We start from the raw sequence: 19,601 nt of genomic DNA, 5'->3' as shown, positions 1-19,601 counted from the left end.
CCTGCGCCGCATGCTCGTCTCGGACGGCCCCTCCGGCGTGCGCGGCGAGGTCTGGGACGAGCGCTCGCCCTCGCTGAACCTGCCCTCGGCGACCGCGCTCTCCTCCTCCTGGGACCGCTCGATCGCCCGCCGCTACGGCGCCGCCGCCGCGGTCGAGGCGCGCCGCAAGGACGTCGACGTCGTCCTCGGCCCGACCATCAACCTGCACCGCTCCCCGCTCGGCGGCCGCCACTTCGAGGGCTTCAGCGAGGACCCGGTGCTCACCGCCGACCTCGCCGCCGCCTACGTGGCCGGCGTGCAGGAGAACGGCGTCGGCGCCACTCCCAAGCACTACATCGCGAACGACTCCGAGACCGACCGCTTCACCGTCGACGTGCGCGTCGGCGACCGCGCCCTCCGCGAGCTCTACCTGCTCGCCTTCGAGCGCGCGATCGTCGAGACCCGCGCCTGGCTCGTGATGAGCTCCTACAACTCGATCAACGGCACCACCGCCACCGAGAGCGACCTGCTCGAGACCCCGCTGAACAGCGAGTGGGGCTTCGACGGCGTCGTCATCAGCGACTGGACCGCGGTCCGCACCGTCGACAGCGCCCGCGCGGCGCAGGACCTCGTGATGCCCGGCCCCGACGGCCCGTGGGGCGCGGCGCTCGTCGCCGCCGTCCGCGACGGCTCGATCGAGGAGTCCGTCGTCGACCGCAAGGTCCGCCGCATCCTCCGCCTGGCCGCCCGTGTCGGCGCGCTCGAGGGCTTCGCGCCCGCCGTCGCCGAGCCGGTGCTCGTCGAGGACGGCCGCGCCTTCGCCCGCGAGGCCGCCGCGGCCGGCAGCGTCCTGCTGCGCAACGAGGGCGAGCTGCCCTGGGACGCGTCGGCGCTCAGCTCCGTCGCCGTGATCGGTCACAACGCCCGCGAGGCGCGCACCCAGGGCGGCGGATCCGCGACGGTCCTGCCCGAGAAGGTCGTCACTCCGCTCGACGGCGTCCGCGCCGCCCTGCCGCACGCCCGCGTCGACTACGCGCTCGGCGCGGTCGTGCAGGACGGCGTCGCCCCGCTCGTCCTCGACACCATCACCAACCCCGTCACCGGCGAGCCCGGCCAGCGCGTCCGCTTCCTCGCCGAGGACGGCACCGAGCTGTTCGTCGAGGACCGCCGCGCCACCTCGCTGGTCTGGTTCGGCGGCACCGCCCCGATCGCCGCCTCGGCCCGCGTCGAGTTCTCGACGATCCTCACCCCGCCCGCCGACGCGACCGTCCGCCTGGGCTTCGCCGTCGCCGGCACCGCCCGCGTCTACGTGGACGGCGCGCTCTTCCTCGAGGAGACCCTCGCCGCCGTCGGCTCCGATCTCGGCGCCGCACTGCTCGCCCCGCCCTCGGTCTCCGCGCCGCTGACCGTCACCGCGGACACGCCCGTCGACATCCGGATCGAGTACGACATCGTGCACGCCGAGGGAGACCTCGAGGGCGCGCTCGGCTTCACCTACGGCCTCGAGCCCGAGGACACTCCGGCCGACGAGCTGATCGCGGAGGCGGTGGCGCTCGCCCGCGACGCCGACGTCGCCCTCGTGGTGGTCGGCACCAACTCCGCGGTCGAGTCCGAGGGCTACGACCGCAGCTCGCTCGACCTGCCGGGCCAGCAGGACGCGCTCGTGCGCGCCGTCGCCGCCGTCAACCCGCGCACCGTCGTGGTCGTCAACGCCGGCGCCCCCGTGCTGCTGCCGTGGCGCGACGAGGTCGCCGCCGTGCTGGTCGGCTACTTCGGCGGTCAGGAGATGGGCGACGCGGTCGCCGACGTCCTGCTCGGCCGCGTCGAGCCCGGCGGACGCCTGCCCACCACCTGGCCGGTCGCGATCGAGGACGTCCCCGTCCTCTCGACGCTGCCGACCGACGGCGAGCTGCACTACGACGAGGGCATCCACATCGGCTACCGCGCCTGGCTGCGCAGCGAGGTGGAGCCGGCCTACGTCTTCGGCCACGGCCTCGGCTACACCTCGTTCGAGCTCGTCGCGGTCTCGACCCCCGAGCCCGTCCGCGGCGGCGAGGACGTCGAACTCCTCGTCGACGTCGTGAACACCGGCGAGCGCGCCGGCAAGGTCGTGCTGCAGGCCTACGCCGAGCGCCGCGACTCCGCCGTCGAGCGCCCGGTGCGCTGGCTGGTCGGCTTCGAGAGCGCGACGCTGGAGGCGGGCGCGAGTGCGCAGATCGCCGTCACGGTGCCGACGCGACTGCTCGCCACCTGGAACGACGGCTGGGAGTACGAGGCCGGAGCCTTCACGATCCGCCTCGGCACCTCGCTCGAGGACGTCCCGCTGGTGACCGAGCTGGAGCTGCGCGCATGAGCGGCGGCGTGGGTGCGCCCTTCCCCAACCCGCTGATCCCCGGCTTCAATCCCGACCCGAGCGTCGTCCGCGTCGACGGTGTCTACTACCTCGTCACCTCGACGTTCGAGTACCTGCCCGGCATCCCCGTGTACCGCAGCACCGACTTCGAGACCTGGGAGCGCGTCGGCAACGTCGCGACCCGCGCCGAGCAGATCGGTGTGGAGGAGGTGCCCACCGGTCTCGGCGTCTGGGCGCCGACGATCCGGCACCACGACGGCCTCTTCCACGTGATCGTGTCGGTGCCCGCGGGCGTCGGCACCGTCGTCTTCACCGCGACCGACCCGGCCGGCGAGTGGAGCGACGGCACCGTCCTGACCGACGCCGACGGCGGCCCGCTCCAGGGCATCGACCCGGACCTCGCCTGGGACGAGGACGGCACCGCGTTCGTCACCTACTCCGGCCTGATCCTGAGCGGCGAGGAGGCCGGCGCGCACCTCGGCATCCAGCAGGTGCGGGTCGACCTCGCGGCCGGCCGCATCCTGGAGGAGCCGCGCTCGCTCTGGTCGGGCACCGGCGGCGGCTTCCCGGAGGCGCCGCACCTGTACCGTCGCTCGGTCGACGGCCGGGACGTCTGGTACCTCCTCATCGCCGAGGGCGGCACGGAGCGCGGCCACGGCGTCTCGATCGCCCGGAGCGACGAGCCGACCGGCCCGTTCGAGACCGCGCCCGGCAACCCGTTCCTCACCGCCCGCGGCACCACCCGACCGGTGCAGAACACCGGCCACGGCGACCTGGTGGAGGGCCCCGACGGCTCGACGCTGATCGTGCTGCTCGGCGTCCGCCCGCGGGGAGCGACCCGCGCCTTCTCGGCGCTCGGCCGCGAGACCTTCGTCACCCGGGTCTCCTGGGTGGACGGCTGGCCGGTCGCCGAGCCGGTCGCGCTCGCGCCGCGCGGTCCGCTGCGCGACGACGTCGACTTCTCCGGACCGCTCGACGCGGGCTGGATCGGCGTGCGCCGCCTCCCGACCGCGCTCGCCAGTGTCGAAGGCGGCCGGCTGTCGCTGCCGGGGGAGGGGCGCACCCTGCGCCACCCGCAGCCCACCTTCGTCGGCCGCCGCCAGCTCACCCAGACGATGCAGGCCTCGGTCGTCGTCGACGTCTCGGCCGGCGTCGGCGGGCTGGCCGTCCGCTACGACGAGACGACGTTCGCGTCCGTCGAGGCGGAGTCGACCGGCTCCGGCACGCGGGTCACCGCTCGCGCCGTGATCCCGTCCTTCGAGCAGGAGTGGGTCGCCGAGCTGCCCGAGGGCCCGGTGACGCTGATGCTGGAGTCCGAGCGCGACGGCGGCGTCGGCTTCGGCCCCGGCCAGATGACCAGCGACTTCCTCGTCCTCCGCGCGGAGGCGGGCGGCGTCTCCCGCACCCTCGCCCGCATCGACGGCCGCTCCTTCACCGCCGAGACCGCCACCTCCTTCACCGGCCGCGTCCTCGGCCTCTACGCGACGACCGGCACGCCGACGTTCACCGCCTACCGCTACACGGGCACGGACGACTGACCCGCGGCTCTCGATACGCCGCTGCGCGGCTACTCGACCAGCATGGAACGGAGCGGCTCGCGCCTCATGTTGATCGAGTAGCCCTCGCAGAGGGCGTATCGAGATCCACCGTTCTGCAGACGTCGGGTCTCGATACGCCGCTCCGCGGCTACTCGACCAGCATGAAACGGAGCGGTCCGCGTTGCGGGCCGCCCTGTTGATCGAGCGGCTCGCGCCTCATGTTGATCGAGTAGCCCGCGAAGCGGGCGTATCGAGATCCCGCCGCCGCTCCCGGGTTGTACCACGTCTGCGTCCAGCCGCAACCACGTGAACTCCCAGGCGGCTCGCCTCTACCGTCGAGGGAGGCGACCGCAGCAGCGGCCTGCTGAACACCGAGTGAGACATCAAGGAGCACTACCGTGTCGCAGATCATCGAGACCGTCGACGTCAACGTCCCCGTGTCCGTCGCGTACAACCAGTGGACCCAGTTCGAGGAGTTCCCCAAGTTCCTCGACGAGGTCGAGTCGATCCAGCAGGTCACCGACGTCCTGACCGTCTGGAAGGTCAAGGTCGGCCCCGTCGAGCGCGAGTTCGAGGCCAACATCACCGAGCAGCACCCCGACGAGCGCGTCGCCTGGAACAGCACCGGCGGCGAGACCGACCACGCCGGCGTCGTCACCTTCCACAAGCTCTCGGACACCGAGACCCGCGTCACCGTGCAGCTCGACTGGGAGCCCGAGGGCTTCCTCGAGACCGTCGGCTCGCTCGTCGGCGCCGGCAGCCACGCGGTCAAGAAGGACCTCAAGAACTTCAAGGAGTACATCGAGTCCAAGGGCTCGCCGGACGGCGCCTGGCGCGGCGACGTCGAGGCCTGAGCCCCGATGTCCGACGACAGCACCCCGGACTCCGGGACTCCTGAGACCGACGGCCTGGGCACCGAGGGCACCATCCCCGACTCCGAGGACGGGATCGCCCTGGGCGTCTCGGGCGACTCGCACTTCAACCCCGAGGAGGACGCCCCGAGCGACTCCGAGGGCGAGGCCGACGAGAAGTAGCAGCACTCAGCACCACCACGAAGGGCCGGACCGCAGCACTGCGTCCGGCCCTTCGTCATGCCCGCCTCAGCGCCAGGCCCGCGCGTACTGCGGCGGCACCAGCCCCAGCGGAGCCCCCAGCTCCCGCGCCATCCGCGACGGAGCGTGCGGGTCGCGCAACAGCTCGCGCGCCAGCAGCACCACGTCCGCGTCGCCGCCGGCCACCACTCCCTCGGCCTGCTCGGCCGTCGTGATCAGCCCCACCGCGCCCACGGGAGCGCCGGTCGCCCGGCCCACCTCGCGCGCGAACGGCACCTGGTAGAGCGGCGCCACCGGGATGTCGGTCCCCTTCACGAGTCCGCCGGTCGAGACGTCGAAGAGGTCGACTCCCTCGTCGCGCGCCCACTCCGAGACCGCGATCGTCTCCTCGAGCGTCCAGCCGCCCTCGGCCCAGTCGGTGGCGGAGAAGCGCACCAGCAGCGGCAGCTCGCCGATCTCAGCCCGCACCGCGCGGACGACCTCGAGCAGGAGCCGCGCGCGGTTCTCCAGCGAGCCGCCGTAGGCGTCCTCGCGGTGGTTCGAGAGCGGCGAGAGGAACTGGTGCAGCAGGTAGCCGTGCGCCGCGTGCAATTCGATCACGTCGAAGCCCGCGTCCACGGCGCGGCGGGCGGAGGCGCGGAACGCCTCGACGAGGCCCGGCAACTCCTCCGCGTCGAGCGCGCGAGGTGTCGCGTAGCCCTCGAACGCCACGGCGGAGGGGGCGACCGTCTCCCAGCCGCCCTCGTCGACGGGCACGGAGCCGCGCCCGCTCCACTCGCGGTAGGTCGACGCCTTGCGGCCGGCGTGCGCGAGCTGGATGCCCGCGAGCGCGCCCTGCCCGTGCACGAAGTCGACGATCGGACCCCAGGCCGCCTGCTGCACGTCGTTCCAGAGCCCGGTGTCCCAGGGGCTGATCCGCCCCTCGGGAACGACGCCGGTCGCCTCGACGATCACGACCCCCGCGCCGCCGCGCGCGAGCGAGCCGAGGTGAACGAGGTGCCACGGCGTCGGCACGCCGTCCTGCGCCTCCACGGAGTACTGGCACATCGGAGCGGCCCAGACGCGGTTGCGCGCGGTGCGCGAGCGGAGGGTCAGCGGCTGGAAGAGGGCGGGGGAGTCGGTAGGGGTATCAGTCGTGTCGGTCACCCCAGGCCCAACCGACGGAGCGGCCCGGGTATGCCCGCTGTTGCCCCTCGCGCGTCCGCCGACGCCCCGCCGACGCCCCGCCGTCGCTCAGCGCGGCCAGGTCGCCCCCGGCGCCTCCTGCCAGACCGAGCTCGGCGGCGCGAGCGACTCCAGCTCCTCGAACAGCGCGTCGGGGATGTCGAGCGCGTCGTCCGCGACGAACGCGTCGTAGTGCTCCGCGCTCGTCGCGCCGACCACCGTCGTCGTCACCCGCGGGTCGCGGGTCGAGAACTGCAGGGCGGCGGCGGCCAGCGGCACGCCGGCCCGCTCGCAGGCCTCGCCCATGGCGGCGACCGCGTCGACGATCTCCTGCGGCGCGGGCGCGTAGGCGTAGGTGCGGACCGGCTCCGGCCAGCGCGCGAGCGCCCCGCCCCCGTAGACGGCGGCGTTCACCACGACGACGCCGCGCGCGACGGAGGCGTCGATCAGCTCCTCGGAGGAGCGGTCGACCAGCGTGAACCGGTTGTGCGTGATCACGGCGTCGAAGAGCCCGGTGTCGACGTAGTGGCGCAGCATCGGCGCCGGCCCGCCCGAGATGCCGATCGAGAGCGCGACGCCGGCCTCCTTCATCGCGACGAGCGCGCGCACGGGCCCGTCCTCGGCGAAGGCCTCGTCGTACGAGATCCGCTCCGGGTCGTGCAGGTAGAGCAGCGGCAGCACGTCCATGCCCAGGCGCTCGCGGCTCTCGTCGAGGCTGCGGCGCATCCGCTCGGCCGAGTAGCTGCCGGTCTCCGGGTCGCGGTCGAGCTTCGTGACGACGGTGATCCCCTCCGGGACCCCGCCGCGCGCCCGCAGCGCCTCGCCGATCAGCCGCTCGCTGTGCCCGAGCGCGTACTCGTTGGAGGTGTCGATCACCGAGACGGGGCGGCCGGCGCCGGAGTCGAGCACGCGCTCGAGTGCGGGCACCGTGTCGAGCGAGCCGACGCGGTCGGGGTTCCAGGAGGTGCCGAGGGTGAGCCGGGTCACCGTGGCGCCCGAGGGGCCGAAGGGGCGGAGCGCGGAGGGCTGAGAGGTCATCCCGTCAGCCTGGCAGCCGCCCCCGCCGCGAGTCGAGCGATTCAGTGCACCAGCAGTTCAGTGCACCAGCAGTTCAGTGCACCAGCAGTTCAGTGCACCAGCAGTTCAGTGCACCAGCGTGCTCAGCCACACCACGACGAACCCGAGCAGCGTCGTCACGAGCGCGCTGAGCACCCGCCGCTGCCACGAGCTGCCGCGCCGCGCCGACATCAGGTAGCCGAGCACGGCGAGGATCACCACTCCGGCCCCGAGCGCCAGGTAGTAGGCCGTGTACTCCTCCACCAGCCCGAGCGGCCCGAGCGCGAGCAGCAGCGCCGGCACGATCATCGCGGCGATCATCCCGATCGAGTGCCGGGCGGTGTCCCGCACGGCGGCGAGCACGGTGCGCGGAGTCGGATCCGACTCCGGGAGGCGCGCGATCGTCCCGGAGTACAGGTGCGCGATCCAGAACACGGTCACCGAGCCGAGCAGGAAGAGCAGGACGTCGAGGTCGGTGTCGTCGTTCCAGCCGACGGCGATCAGCGTGATCGAGAGCACCGTTCCGTAGATGGCGCCCTCGGTGCGCATCACCGCGCCGAGCACGCCGACCGCGACCACGGCGCCGGTGCGGGTGGTGACGATCCGGCGCTGGGGCGGCGTCTGCTCGAGGGTCGGGGAGTCGTCGGGATCCATGGAGCTCGGCCTTCCGTCGGCGCGGGCGACCGGCGGCGGACCGGTCTGAGCACACCCTAGCGGCGCGCCTGAGCCCGCGGTCGCGTCTTCAGCGGCACGGGCGGCAGGTCGGCGAGCGCCGGGGCGACGAAGCCCACCACGTCGGAGTAGTGCTCGTCCTCGCCCGAGCGGACGAACGACCAGCACTTCAGCGACGCGGGCCGGTCGCGCAGCGGCAGCGGGCTCGCCTCGACGACCAGCGCCCCGTCGCTCCGGAAGACCACGCGGGCGGGGATTCCGCGGCGGCGGCCGTCGATCGTGTGACTCGCGGTGGGGCGGAGCACCCCGTCGCGGCTGTCGAGGCCGATCGAGAGGACCGAGCGGAAGTCGTCCGAGGCGGCGCCCATCCCGATCAGGAAGTCGGGGCCGGTGCCGCGGAGCAGGAAGACGACGTCGAGGCCCTTCTCGTGCCGGAGCGCGTAGGTCGCGGCCAGCATGCCCTGACCGAAGGAGGCCGCGCGCGCCGCGGAGTCCTCGTGGTGGGATCGGGCTTCCTGCTCGCGCATGCGGCGCTCCTTCGCGTCTCCGGCTCGGTCGAGGCGCCGCCCCCGCCGCTCGTCGTCTCCTTTCACCGTAGAGGAGAGCCGCCCTATGATCGCGCCATGCCTCGCATTCCGGACAGCGTCCCCACGCCCTCGCTCGTCCTCGACGAGGCGGTCCTCGACCGCAACATCGCGGCCACCGCCCGCTCGGCCCGCGAGCGCGGTGTCGCGCTGCGCCCGCACGCCAAGACGCACAAGTCGCTCGAGATCGCCCGGCGGCAGCTCGCGGCGGGTGCGGTCGGCCTGACCGTCGCGACCGTGTCGGAGGCCGAGGTCTTCGCGGCCGGCGGCGTCGAGGACCTCTTCATCGCCTACCCGCTCTGGCTCGACGCCGAGCGTGCCGCCCGGCTGCGGGGCGTGCTCGAGCGGGCGCGGGTCCGGGTCGGCGTCGACTCCGCGGAGTCGGCGCACCGCCTCGCCGCGGCGGTTCCGGCGGGCCTCGAGGTCGTCGTCGAGGTCGACTCCGGCCACCACCGCAGCGGAGTGCCGCCGCAGGAGGCCGGCGCGGTGGCCGCCGCCGCGGCCGAGGCCGGGCTCGACGTGGTCGGGGTCTTCACCTTCCCGGGCCACAGCTACGCCCTCGACGGCCGCCGGGCCGCGGCCCGCGACGAGGCCGCCGCGCTCTCGGCCGCGGCCGCGTCGCTCGCCGACGCCGGAGTCCCGGCCCGCGTGATCAGCGGAGGCTCCACCCCGTCCCTCGAGTTCGCCGACGCCACGGTGCTCACCGAGCTGCGCCCGGGCGTCTCGGCCCTCGGCGACGCGCAGCAGTGGGAGATCGGCACCATCGGCCCGGAGTCGATCGCCGTCACCGTGCTCGCGACGATCGTCGCCCGCCGCGACGACCACCTGATCGCCGACGCCGGCAGCAAGGTGCTCTCCTCCGACCGCGGCGCCGCCTCGACCGGCTTCGGCCGCCTGCTCGAGCACCCGGAGGCGCGCATCACCGTCCTCTCGGAGCACCACGCGACCATCACCGGCGTCGACCTGCCGCTCGGCACCCGGATCCGCATCGCCCCCAACCACGTCTGCGTCGCCGTCAACCTCGCCGACGACTACCGCGTCCTCCGCGCCGACGGCACCACCGCCACCTGGCCCGTCGACGCCCGCGGCCGCAACACCTGACCATGCTCACGCCGAGGCGTCCTCGAACGGTCGAGGCGTCCAGGTGCTGCTGGACGCCTCGACCAGTGCGGGACGCCTCACCGGCGTGCCCTCGTGCATGCTGATCGAGTAGCCCGCGCAGCGGGCGTATCGAGATCCACCAGCGTCCGGCGGTGGTCTGCAGACTCGGCCTGCTGGTCACGGCGGGTCTCGATACGCCGCTCCGCGGCTACTCGACCGGCATGCTCACGGCGAGACGTCCTCGAACGGTCGAGGCGTCCAGGTGCTGCTGGACGCCTCGACCAGTGCGGGACGCCTCACCGGCGTGCCCTCGTGCATGCTGATCGAGTAGCCCGCGCAGCGGGCGTATCGAGATCCACCAGCGTCCGGCGGTGGTCTGCATACTCGGCCTGCTGGTCACGGCGGGTCTCGATACGCCGCTCCGCGGCTACTCGACCGGCATGCTCGCGGCGAGACGTCCTCGAACGGTCGAGGCGTCCAGGTGCTGCTGGACGCCTCGACCAGTGCGGGACGCCTCACCGGCGTGCCCTCGTGCATGCTGATCGAGTAGTCCGCGCAGCGGGCGTATCGAGATCCACCAGTGCCGTACGGATGGTCTGCAGACTCGGCCTGCTGGTCACGGCGGGTCTCGATACGCCGCTCCGCGGCTACTCGACCAGCATGCTCGCGCCGAGACGTCCTCGAACGGTCGAGGCGTCCAGGTGCTGCTGGACGCCTCGACCAGTGCGGGACGCCTCACCGGCGTGCCCTCTTGCATGCTGATCGAGTAGCCCGCGCAGCGGGCGTATCGAGATCCACCAGCGTCCGACGGTGGTCTGCAGACCCGGCCTGCTGGTCACGGCGGGTCTCGATACGCCGCTCCGCGGCTCCTCGACCAGCATGCCTGCGGGCGTCTCTTCCCAGGAGATCCCGCGTGGCTCAGCGCCGCGGCACGCGCAGCCCGACCACCGCGGTCAGCCCGAGCAGCACGAACGCCGAGGCGAACGCCGCCGTCGGCGACGCCGCGTCCGCGAGCGCGCCCGCCAGCAGCGGCCCGACGACCCCGCCGAGGTCCGACGCCGCCTGGAAGAACGACACCGGCTTCCCGCCGCGCTCGCCCGCCGCGTCGCCGACGAGCGCACCGGGCGCCGTCCCCATGAACGCGGCCGCCGCTCCGTACACGCAGAGCAGCGCGATCAGCAGCCACAGCTCGTGCACCAGCGGCATCGCCAGCATCGCGACGGCCGCGACGGCGAACCCGCCGATCAGCGCGGGCCGCCGCCCGACCGTATCGACGAAGCGCCCGGCCGGCGCCAGCGCGATCGTCTGCACCACCGCCGCGATCGCGAAGGCGATCCCCGTCCAGGCCGGCTCGTCGCCCAGCCCCTCGACGACGAGCACCGGCACGAGCGTCGCGCGCACGCCCATCGCCGACCAGCCGAGCGCGAAGTTCGCGAGCACCGCGCTCTGATAGCGGCGATCACGGGCCACCTCGCGCATCGGCTTGGCGACCGCGGTCGCCGCCTTCGCGTCGGCCTCCCGGTCCGGCCGCTGCAACAGCACCAGCCCGACGATCCCCGCGATCGCGAGCGTGCCCGCGTAGAAGAAGAAGGGAGCGGTCAGCGAGATCGCCGTCAGCACGCCGCCGACCGCCGGCCCCGCCATGCCGCCGAGCAGGAACCCGCCCTGGTAGAAGCCGATCGACCGGCCCCGCCGCTCCGGATCCGCCGTCCGCAGCAGCAGCGTCATCGCGGCGACCGAGAACATCGCGGAGCCGATCCCGCCCGCCCCGCGCAGCAGCAGCAGGTGCGCGTAGTCGCCGGCCAGCCCGACGAGCGCGCTGGAGACCGCGACGATCCCGATGCCGACCGCCAGCACGATGCGCTCGCCGACCCGGTCGACGAGCGGCCCGACGAACGGATTCGCGACCAGCCGCATCAGCGCGAACGCCGACACCACCGCGCCGACCTCGACGTAGCCGACCCCGAAGCTCCGCACGTACACGGGCAGCACCGGCACGACGACGCCGAACCCCAGCATCACGAAGAACGCGACGATCCCGAGGACCTTCACGTCGCGGGGGAGTCGCGCCCCGGGTTCACGGTTCTTCCACGGAGCACGCACCCACCGACGCTACCCCGCGCCTCCGACATCACGATCCCGGACGGCCGGTACCCTCACCCGGATGAGGCGGAGGAGCAGGGCGGCGGCAGCGCTCCTCGCCGCGCCCGTCCTCCTCCTCACCGGCTGCGCGCTCCCCGGGCAGACCCAGGACCCGGCCCTCTGCCCTCCCGTGGAGGAGTCGTGGAACGCCTTCGCGGCGGACCCCGCCCCGGAGAACCGCGAGGCGTTCGAGACCGCCCTCGATGCGCTCCAGTACGAGAACGCCACTTCGACGGCGGTCGATGCGGCGCGCTCGGCGAAGTCCGCGCTGCAGAACACTCTCGCCCGGAGGCCGGTGCGCAATCAGTACTTCTGGAACGCCCTCGACCTGATCGCCCGCGAGTGCGCCGAGGCCGGCGTCGAGCTCTCCTTCGACGGCCACGGCGAGCCGCTGCCCGCCGTCGGCTGACCCGCCCAGGAATGCCAGGCCGGGACGCGCGTTGTCCTCAGGGATGACTTCCGCAGCAGACCCGTCCACCGTCCCCACTCCCGAGGTCCCCACTCCCGAGCAGCGCGCCCTCGTGGTCGGCGCCACCGGCATCGGCGGCTCCGCCCTCGTCGACCTGCTCGCTGAGCGCGGCTGGCCCGTGACCGCCCTCTCCCGCCGGCCGATCGCCGAGCGCCCCGGCGTCACCCCGCTCTCCGCCGACCTCCGCTCGGCCGAGGACCTCGCCCGCGTGCTCGCCGACGAGAAGCCGACCCACGTCTTCTTCACCGCCTGGTCGCGCCAGGCCACGGAGGAGGAGAACATCGCCGTCAACGGCGGCATGGTCCGCGACCTCCTCGCCGCGCTCTCGCACGCACCGCTCCAGCACGTCGCGCTCGTCACAGGGCTCAAGCACTACCTCGGCCCGTTCGAGGCGTACGGCCAGGGCGCGATGCCCGACACCCCGTTCCACGAGGAGGAGGAGCGCCTCGACGCGCCCAACTTCTACTACGCGCAGGAGGACGAGCTGTTCGCCGCCGCCGAGCGCGACGGCTTCACCTGGTCGGTGCACCGCTCGCACACTGTGATCGGCCACGCGGTCGGCAACGCGATGAACATGGGCCTCACGCTGGCCGTCGCCGCGTCGATCCACCGCGCGCAGGGCACGCCGTTCGTCTTCCCCGGCTCGCTCACCCAGTGGAACGGCCTCACCGACATGACCGACTCCACCGTCCTCGCCGAGCAGATGCTCTGGGCGTCGACGTCGGAGGCGGGCCGCGACGAGGCGTTCAACGTCGTCAACGGCGACGTCTTCCGCTGGCGCTGGATGTGGTCGCGGATCGCCGAGCACTTCGGCGTCGAGCCCGTCGGCCCCGGCGAGGAGCCGCAGCCCCTCGAGCAGCAGATGGCCGGCGCCGACGAGGTCTGGCAGCGCCTCGTCCGCGAGCACGACCTGATCGAGCCCGACCTCCAGCGCGTCGCCTCCTGGTGGCACACCGACGCCGACCTCGGCCGGCAGATCGAGGTGGTCACCGACATCAGCAAGTCGCGCCTGGCCGGCTTCGGCGTGCACCACCGCACCGTCGACTCCTTCACGGCCCTGTTCGACCGCTACCGCGCGGAGCGCCTGATCCCGTAGGCGTGTCGGGTCGGCGGCCCCGTCCGGTCGCCGACCCGTCGCCCGGCGGACACCCCGCCGACACCCCGCGTCCCCCCGCGCTGCCTAGCGTCACGGCATGGCGGCGGCGGGGTACGGACGGGTGGGCACCCGGTGATCGAGCGGGTGGACCCGTTCCTCGGCACCGAGGCGACCCTGCTCCCGGACGCGACCGGGCTCGCGGCGACCTGGTGGTCGCCCAAGCCGCAGATCGGCAACACGCACCCCGGCGCGACCTTCCCGCTCGGGATGGTGTCCGCGTGCTCCTACTCCGGCGCCTACCCGACCGGCTACGGCCGCTACGACCTCGCGCTCGAGGGCGTCCCGCCGACGATCCAGGACGGCCTGGTCGCCTCCGGTTTCACGCACTTCCAGCAGTCCGGCACCGGCGCGATCCGCAAGTACTACAACTACCTGCGCGTCACGCCGATGCTCGAGCCGCTCGACGAGCTCGGCCGCAGCTGGGCGATCGAAGACGAGGTCGCCGAGCCCGGCTACTACGCCGCGACACTCTCCTCCGGGATCCGCGCCGAGCTGACCGTCGGACCGGCCTCGGTCGTGCACCGCTACACCTTCCCCGAGCACCGCAGCGCCCGCGTGGTCGTCGACCTCTCACTCGGCGGCCTGGCCATCCCGTCCGGAGCCACCATCCCGCTCCGCGCGCAGCTGCACTCCATTTCGCCCGGAGTCGCAGCGGGCGAGGTCGTCATGGAGGGCGCGCCGCTCGCCGTCCACCTCAAGTGCGACGCCCTGCAGTGGCGGCAGATGCTCTGGTACGACCGGCGGCTGATGCCCGGCGGCACCCGGCTCGACTTCGACCACATCCGCCCGACGACCCTCCGCCCGTTCGGGCTGATGTGGGCCGGGCCGAGCACGGCCGGGCGGACGGTCGAGCTGCGGATGGGCTTCTCCCTCCGCGGCACCGAGCGCGCCCGCGAGAACCTGCACCGCGACGTGCCGCCGACGACCGGCGGCTTCGACCAGCGCCGCGACCGCACCCGCAAGACCTGGCGGAAGCGCCTGCGCACGATCGCCGTGGACACCCCCTCGACCGAGCGCGAGACCGTCTTCGCCACGGCGCTCTACCACTCGCTGATCAAGCCGTGCCTGGCCCCGGACGAGAGCCCGTTCTGGCCGAGCGACGGACCGTTCGTCTTCGACCTCAGCACGATGTGGGACATCTACCGCACCCAGCTCCCGCTGCTCACGGCCCTCCTGCCCGAGCGCGCGGTCGAGATCGGAGCAGCGCTGCTCACCATCTGCGAGGAGGAGGGCAACTTCCCGATCGGCTACCGGATGGCCAAGGGCAGCGACCGCTTCTCCCGCCAGGGCAGCGCGCTCGCGCACACCTTCCTCGCGGATCTCTGCCGGCTCGGCCTGCCCGGCATCGACTGGGAGGCGGCGCTCGTGCACATGGGCGAGGACCTCAAGCGCACCTACGGCGAGGAGTTCCTCGCGGCGGGGGAGGCGCACCCGATCAGCCACACCCTCGACCTCGCGCACGGCTACTGGTGCACCGCGGTCGTGGCGCGGCACGTCGGCGACCACCTCCTCGCCGACCAGCTCGAGGAGCGGGCGGCCCAGTGGGTGAACGCCTACGACCTGCGCTCGGGCCTGCTCAAGGACTCGACCTACTACGAGGGCACCCGGCACAACTACTCCTTCCGCCTGCTGCACGACATGGCCGGCCGCATCGCGATCAGCGGAGGCGACGACGCCTTCGTCGCGCAGCTGGACGAGTTCTTCGGCTACGGCGCCGAGCCCGTCGTGCAGCCGGGACTGCGCCCGGACCGCGTGGAGATGCTCGCGGGCTCGGCCCTCGGCCGCTTCGAGGGGCTGAACAACGAGCCCGACATGGACGCGCCGTGGGCGTACCACTACGCGGGCCGGCCCGATCGCACGGCCGAGATCGTGCACGGGGTCCTGCACCAGCGCTTCGGCGCGGGCCGCGGCGGCCTGCCCGGCAACGACGACTCGGGGGGCCTCAGCTCCTGGTACGTCTGGGCGAGCCTCGGGCTCTTCCCGGTCGCCGGCCAGGGGCTGCTCCTGGTCAACGCGCCGGCCTTCGCGCGCGCCTCGATCGCGGTGGGCGGGGCGGACGTCGAGATCCGCACCACCGGCTTCATCGAGCCGGTGCCCGGCGGCCCCGTCCAGTACGTGCAGTCCGCGGAGCTGAACGGCGCACCGCTCGAGGCGAGCTGGATCACCGCCGCCGAGCTGCACCGCGGCGGCGAGCTGACACTGCACCTGGGCGCCGAGCCGACCGGTTGGGGGAGCGCCCCCGAGCACCGCCCGCCGTCGTTCCCGCACCACTGAGCACCCCGACCGCCTCCACCCCCTCCGCACCGATCACCCCTGAAGGAGCCCCATGGACCAGAGCACGCACGCCCACACCGTGCAGAACCGACTCGTCATCGTGGTCCGCGCGGATCCGGTGATCTGCGGGCACTCGGTCGAGGCCCGCAACCTCGCCGAGACCGCCCTCGAGCGCGGCTTCGACGAGGTGCGCATCGTCACCTGGCCGATCGAGCGGCTCCAGGCCGCCGGCCTCCCGCTCAAGCCGCTCGACGCGGTCCTCCCCTACAGCGAGGGCATCATCGTCGAGCGACCGGAGCCGGTCGGCGACTACAAGGTGCCGGACGGCCGCTTCCTGGCCGGCATGGTCGGCCGCCTGGTCGAGCTGTTCACCGACGGCGTGCCCACCGTCTGCCTCTCGCTCTACCTCAGCCCGCACACCCTCGCGGTGGCGGACGCCCTGCGCGCGGCCTGGAGCACCGGCCTCCCGGTCGACGTCACGACGGTCGCCGAGGCGGTCGGCTCCGACGTCACCAACGTCGTCCGCCGGGCGGTCGAGGAGGGCCGGCTCGGCGCGGCCGCGCACATCTTCGCGTCCTACCTGTCGCAGGACCACTGCGTCGCGGTCTCCGAGTACACCCGGGACCTGATCGTCGAGGAGGCGGAGCGGATCGACGCCGTCCACGGCACCCGCTTCGCCGAGCAGTGCCGGGCCCGGATCGAGATCTCCTACCCGGCGATCGACTCCGACGCCTACACCGGTCTCGATCCCGCCGTCGTCGACGAGGTCGTGCGCGCCCGCGGGCTCCGCACCGACGGCTACGTGCTCTTCCTCTCGCGGCTGACCGAGGCCAAGGGCGTCGAGGACCTGATCGCCGGCTACGAGCGCAGCGGCGTCCACGCCGACCACGAGCTGGTCATCGCCGGCCGCGGACCGCAGGAGGCGGAGCTGCGCCGCCTCGCGGCCGCGTCGCCGCTGGCGCACCGGATCCGCTTCCTCGACGACGTCGGCGACGCGGAGAAGCCCTACCTGATGGCCGGCTGCTCGGCGTTCGTGCTGCCCAGCAAGCCGCGACCGGAGTTCGTGGAGACCTTCGGCATCGCGCTCGCCGAGAAGATGCTGGCCGGCGGCGGCCCCGTCATCACCACGCTGACCGGCGGGATCGGCGAGGCGGTCGGCGCGCACGCGTTCATCACCCCGGTCGAGGATCCGGACACGATCGCGGCCCTGCTGGACCACGTCGTGCTCGAGCTGACGCCGGAGGACCGGGCGCAGCGCGCGACGGCCGCGCAAGAGTACGCCCTGCAGTTCGACCGCCGGAGGGTCTTCGACCGGCTGTTCGCCCGCATCGCCGGCCCGGTGCGGGCCGAGCAGGCCGCCTAGACGCCGCCGTCGTCCGCGAGGGCCAGGCGGTAGCGCACGAAGCGGAGGGTGAAGGTGTGCCGGTCGCCGCTCGCGACGCGCTCGGCGAGAACCCGGATCCCGAGGACCGCGACCACGCGCCAGACCTCGAGGTCGTCGCCGACCACGGCGGTGAACTCCTCGCCGGGCCTCACCTCGCGGGATCCGGATCCGGCCGAGGCGCGCGGGGCGATGGTCGTGTCGATCGTCATGTCGCCGACTCCTGTCGGCGGGCATCGCGGTGACGCTTCGGGTGCGCCGCGCACCCGGATGCCGGGCCCACGAGAGGGGGGCTCGCTACCCGGCATCCGGTCATGCGTGCGGCCACGGGGTCGAGCCCGCCGGAACGAACCCGGACCGCCCTCGAAGTGTAGGCCCGTCAGTGGGGAGTGGCGCGGGATGTCAAGAGCTTGCGAGAGAGTTCGGAGAGTCCGACAGATATCGGCGAAGAGGGCGGCGAACCGCGGATTCGCGGGTCAGGCGGCGGGCTCCGCGCGACGCAGCGGCACCGCGGCCGCGCCGACGGGCTCCGGAACGATGCGCAGACCGGCGCCACTGTTGGCGCGTTCCATCAGGGCCTCGATCCACTCGGGGTTGATGGTGGGCTGGCGGCTGCCCTTGAAGTCGAACTGGATCGGGATGGTCGGGTGCATCCAGACGCCGCGGCGGCCGGTCCCGGCGTTGGGGCTCGCGTCGAGCGTGAGCAGGAAGCGCTCGTCCCGGCGGAACTTGTTGATGATCACGATCTGCAGGTGAGCCAGAGTCCGGTCGTCGACCTCGATGGCCGCCGGAGGAGTGCCGTACATGATGCTGCCCATGGTCTTCTCCCTGTCGCACGTCGAACAGGATTGATGCACCCTGTCGCTAGACAGACTCTCTACTAGTTTGACTAACCATGTCAAGCCGGTCGGATGAACGGTCGGTGACGCGGAGGGCACGACGGAGAGCGGGACGTGCGAAGGGGCCCGATCAGGCGCGTCGGCGCTCGATGCCGAGCTCGGGAGCGACGTCCTCGCCGAGCTCCTCGAGGCCGTCCCCGGGGGCCTCCACGATCTCGCGCACGGTCTGCAGGAAGCGGACCACGGCGCTCGCCTCGTCGGCGGAGAGCCGCTCGGCCGCCTCCAGCATCCGCTGGTTCATGTCGTCGAGGGTCTCGCGCACCTCGCGATGCGAGGTGGGCGTGGCGACGATCCGGATCGCCCGTCGATCGCTGGGGTGCGGCTGTCGGACGACGTGGCCGCTCTTGACCAGGCGGTCGATCAGCACGGTCGTCGAGGCGGAGGAGATGCCGAGGTAGGCGGCGAGGTCCTTCGGGCTGACGTGCTGGCCGCCCTGCTGGCGGCGCATGAGGAACTGCACGGCGAGCAGGTCGTTCTCGCCCATTCCCATCGATCCGCGCGTGCGCCGGCGCATCGCGCTCTCGGCGGTGCGGAACGCGCGCATCGCGCCGAGGACCTCGGCGGCTCCGGGCGCGCTCGCAGTGCCCCGGTGCCGAACGGCAGCCGGTCGAGTCAGCGCGACCTCATCCATGCACCACAGCTTAGACAGTCATGTAGCAAGAAGATCTAGTCATGTACAACCCCGTCCTGGTGCTTGTCCGAGGAGGCTGCACAGGGTACGAATGACTCAGCTAGTTAGACGAGCTAGCGATCTCGTGGACCAGCGATCTCATCGGAAGTGGAGGACGGCGTGCTCGACACTGCACCGGCCGCTCCCACCGCCGACCCGCTGCTCGGCACGACGCTGGCCGACCGCTACCTCCTGCTCGAGCGGATCGGCGAGGGCGGCAGCGCCACGGTCTTCCGTGCTCGTGACCTGCGCCTCGCCCGCTCCGTCGCGGTGAAGGTCTACCGCGAGGTGGCCGACACCCCGAACGAGCGGTCACGCCGCGAGCGCGAGGTGCGCCTGCTGATCGACTCGCGCCACTCGTCGATCGTGGAGATCCTCGACCAGGGCGAGATCGCGACCGAGGAGGGGGCGCTCGCGTTCCTGGTCCTGGAGTACTTCGACGCGGCCGATCCGGCGGCCGGCTGGTTCGTCTCGGGCGACGAGCGGCTGCTCGCCGAGGTCGGTGCGCAGCTCGCCGATGCGCTGGCCCACCTGCACGCTCGCGACGTCCTGCACCGCGACGTGAAGCCGGAGAACGTGCTGGTCCGCTCCCGGACGGTGTCCGCCGGTGGGTCGCTGCACGAGGCGAAGCTGAGCGACTTCGGGATCGCCCGCGCGGTCGACGACGCCCGGCTCACCCGGTCGGACGTCCTCGTCGGGACGGCCGCCTACCTCAGCCCGGAGAGCCTCGGCTCCGGAACGGTCGGGCCGGCGTCGGACGTCTACTCCCTCGGCCTGGTGCTGCTCGAGGCCGTCTCGGGCCGCCGTGCCTACACGGGGACCACCCTCGAGATCTCGCTGCAGCGGATGCACCACGCTCCGGTCGTGCCGGACACGGTTCCGGCGCACTGGCGCGGCCTGCTCACCGACATGACCCGGCTCGACCCGGCGCAGCGTCCGAGTGCCGAGGAGGTCGCGCGGCGGCTGTGGTCGGGGCTGCACGACGAGCCGCGGGCGACGCTGCGCACCGGTGTGCACGGGGCTCTCGCGGCGATCTCGGCGGTGGCGGTGGGAGTCGCCTCGACGCTCGCGCTCCTCGGTCGCCTGGGCTGAGGCGCCTCTCAGCCGGCGG

The 19,601-nt window shown here is 73.1% G+C and carries 18 protein-coding genes; 10 read left to right on the top strand and 8 right to left on the bottom strand.

The window, feature by feature from the left end:
• Positions 1-10: 10 nt before the first annotated feature.
• The 4 genes from HQQ86_RS10905 to HQQ86_RS10890 all read left to right on the top strand — a co-directional run bounded on the left by HQQ86_RS10905 (position 11) and on the right by HQQ86_RS10890 (position 4,904).
• On the top strand, positions 11-2,332 hold the full coding sequence (locus HQQ86_RS10905; RefSeq protein WP_254072070.1) for a glycoside hydrolase family 3 protein: 2,322 nt from the start codon (positions 11-13) through the stop codon (positions 2,330-2,332).
• Positions 2,329-3,870, top strand: coding sequence for a glycoside hydrolase family 43 protein (locus tag HQQ86_RS10900; RefSeq protein ID WP_173288098.1), 1,542 nt, complete (start codon positions 2,329-2,331; stop codon positions 3,868-3,870). The genes HQQ86_RS10905 and HQQ86_RS10900 overlap by 4 nt, the downstream gene beginning before the upstream one ends.
• Positions 3,871-4,268: 398 nt before the next feature.
• On the top strand, positions 4,269-4,724 hold the full coding sequence (locus tag HQQ86_RS10895) for an SRPBCC family protein (protein WP_123446671.1): 456 nt from the start codon (positions 4,269-4,271) through the stop codon (positions 4,722-4,724).
• A gap of 6 nt (positions 4,725-4,730) precedes the next feature.
• On the top strand, positions 4,731-4,904 hold the full coding sequence (locus HQQ86_RS10890; RefSeq protein WP_173288097.1) for a hypothetical protein: 174 nt from the start codon (positions 4,731-4,733) through the stop codon (positions 4,902-4,904).
• 66 nt (positions 4,905-4,970) lie between these two features.
• On the opposite strand, the gene HQQ86_RS10885 is transcribed toward HQQ86_RS10890, so the two are convergent.
• The 4 genes from HQQ86_RS10885 to HQQ86_RS10870 all read right to left on the bottom strand — a co-directional run bounded on the left by HQQ86_RS10885 (position 4,971) and on the right by HQQ86_RS10870 (position 8,341).
• Positions 4,971-6,068, bottom strand: coding sequence for an NADH:flavin oxidoreductase/NADH oxidase (locus HQQ86_RS10885; protein WP_173288096.1), 1,098 nt, complete (start codon positions 6,066-6,068; stop codon positions 4,971-4,973).
• Between the two features lie 87 nt (positions 6,069-6,155).
• A complete protein-coding gene (locus HQQ86_RS10880) occupies positions 6,156-7,124 on the bottom strand; it encodes an aldo/keto reductase (protein ID WP_173288095.1) in 969 nt (322 codons plus the stop codon).
• Positions 7,125-7,229: 105 nt separating this feature from the next.
• Complete coding sequence (locus tag HQQ86_RS10875; protein ID WP_173288094.1) at positions 7,230-7,796, bottom strand: hypothetical protein; 567 nt, start codon at positions 7,794-7,796, stop codon at positions 7,230-7,232.
• A gap of 56 nt (positions 7,797-7,852) precedes the next feature.
• Positions 7,853-8,341, bottom strand: a complete 489-nt coding sequence (locus HQQ86_RS10870; RefSeq protein ID WP_173288093.1) for a hypothetical protein — start codon at positions 8,339-8,341, stop codon at positions 7,853-7,855.
• A gap of 96 nt (positions 8,342-8,437) precedes the next feature.
• Here HQQ86_RS10870 and HQQ86_RS10865 point away from each other — a divergent pair, with 96 nt between their 5' ends.
• A complete protein-coding gene (locus HQQ86_RS10865; protein WP_173288092.1) occupies positions 8,438-9,499 on the top strand; it encodes an alanine racemase in 1,062 nt (353 codons plus the stop codon).
• A gap of 918 nt (positions 9,500-10,417) precedes the next feature.
• On the opposite strand, the gene HQQ86_RS10860 is transcribed toward HQQ86_RS10865, so the two are convergent.
• A complete protein-coding gene (locus HQQ86_RS10860; protein ID WP_243587693.1) occupies positions 10,418-11,602 on the bottom strand; it encodes an MFS transporter in 1,185 nt (394 codons plus the stop codon).
• 61 nt (positions 11,603-11,663) lie between these two features.
• On the opposite strand from HQQ86_RS10860, the gene HQQ86_RS10855 reads away from it, so the two are divergent.
• From HQQ86_RS10855 to HQQ86_RS10840, 4 genes are all read left to right on the top strand, one after another.
• A complete protein-coding gene (locus tag HQQ86_RS10855) occupies positions 11,664-12,050 on the top strand; it encodes a hypothetical protein (protein ID WP_173288091.1) in 387 nt (128 codons plus the stop codon).
• Between the two features lie 43 nt (positions 12,051-12,093).
• A complete protein-coding gene (locus tag HQQ86_RS10850) occupies positions 12,094-13,206 on the top strand; it encodes an SDR family oxidoreductase (protein ID WP_173288090.1) in 1,113 nt (370 codons plus the stop codon).
• Between the two features lie 132 nt (positions 13,207-13,338).
• Positions 13,339-15,540, top strand: coding sequence for a glycoside hydrolase domain-containing protein (locus HQQ86_RS22035; RefSeq protein ID WP_173288089.1), 2,202 nt, complete (start codon positions 13,339-13,341; stop codon positions 15,538-15,540).
• A 52-nt stretch (positions 15,541-15,592) separates the two neighbouring features.
• Positions 15,593-16,903, top strand: coding sequence for a glycosyltransferase (locus tag HQQ86_RS10840; protein ID WP_173288088.1), 1,311 nt, complete (start codon positions 15,593-15,595; stop codon positions 16,901-16,903).
• On the opposite strand, the gene HQQ86_RS10835 is transcribed toward HQQ86_RS10840, so the two are convergent.
• From HQQ86_RS10835 to HQQ86_RS10825, 3 genes are all read right to left on the bottom strand, one after another.
• Positions 16,900-17,133: a hypothetical protein gene (locus tag HQQ86_RS10835; RefSeq protein ID WP_173288087.1), complete on the bottom strand. Its 234-nt coding sequence runs from the start codon at positions 17,131-17,133 to the stop codon at positions 16,900-16,902. The genes HQQ86_RS10840 and HQQ86_RS10835 overlap by 4 nt on opposite strands.
• A gap of 264 nt (positions 17,134-17,397) precedes the next feature.
• Entirely contained in the window at positions 17,398-17,739 is a 342-nt protein-coding gene (locus tag HQQ86_RS10830) for an ATP-dependent DNA ligase (RefSeq protein ID WP_160090734.1), read from the bottom strand.
• Positions 17,740-17,890: 151 nt separating this feature from the next.
• Positions 17,891-18,451 carry a MarR family winged helix-turn-helix transcriptional regulator gene (locus HQQ86_RS10825; protein ID WP_173288086.1) on the bottom strand — a complete coding sequence of 187 codons (561 nt, stop codon included), beginning with the start codon at positions 18,449-18,451 and terminating at the stop codon, positions 17,891-17,893.
• A gap of 159 nt (positions 18,452-18,610) precedes the next feature.
• On the opposite strand from HQQ86_RS10825, the gene HQQ86_RS10820 reads away from it, so the two are divergent.
• Complete coding sequence (locus HQQ86_RS10820) at positions 18,611-19,582, top strand: serine/threonine-protein kinase (RefSeq protein WP_173288085.1); 972 nt, start codon at positions 18,611-18,613, stop codon at positions 19,580-19,582.
• Positions 19,583-19,601: the final 19 nt, after the last annotated feature.

The organism is Rathayibacter sp. VKM Ac-2857 (genome assembly GCF_013205025.1).
In the GTDB taxonomy this organism is placed as follows: Bacteria; Actinomycetota; Actinomycetes; order Actinomycetales; family Microbacteriaceae; genus Rathayibacter.
Note: the sequence above shows the minus strand (reverse complement) of the source record. Positions and strands in the feature narration are given on the sequence as shown.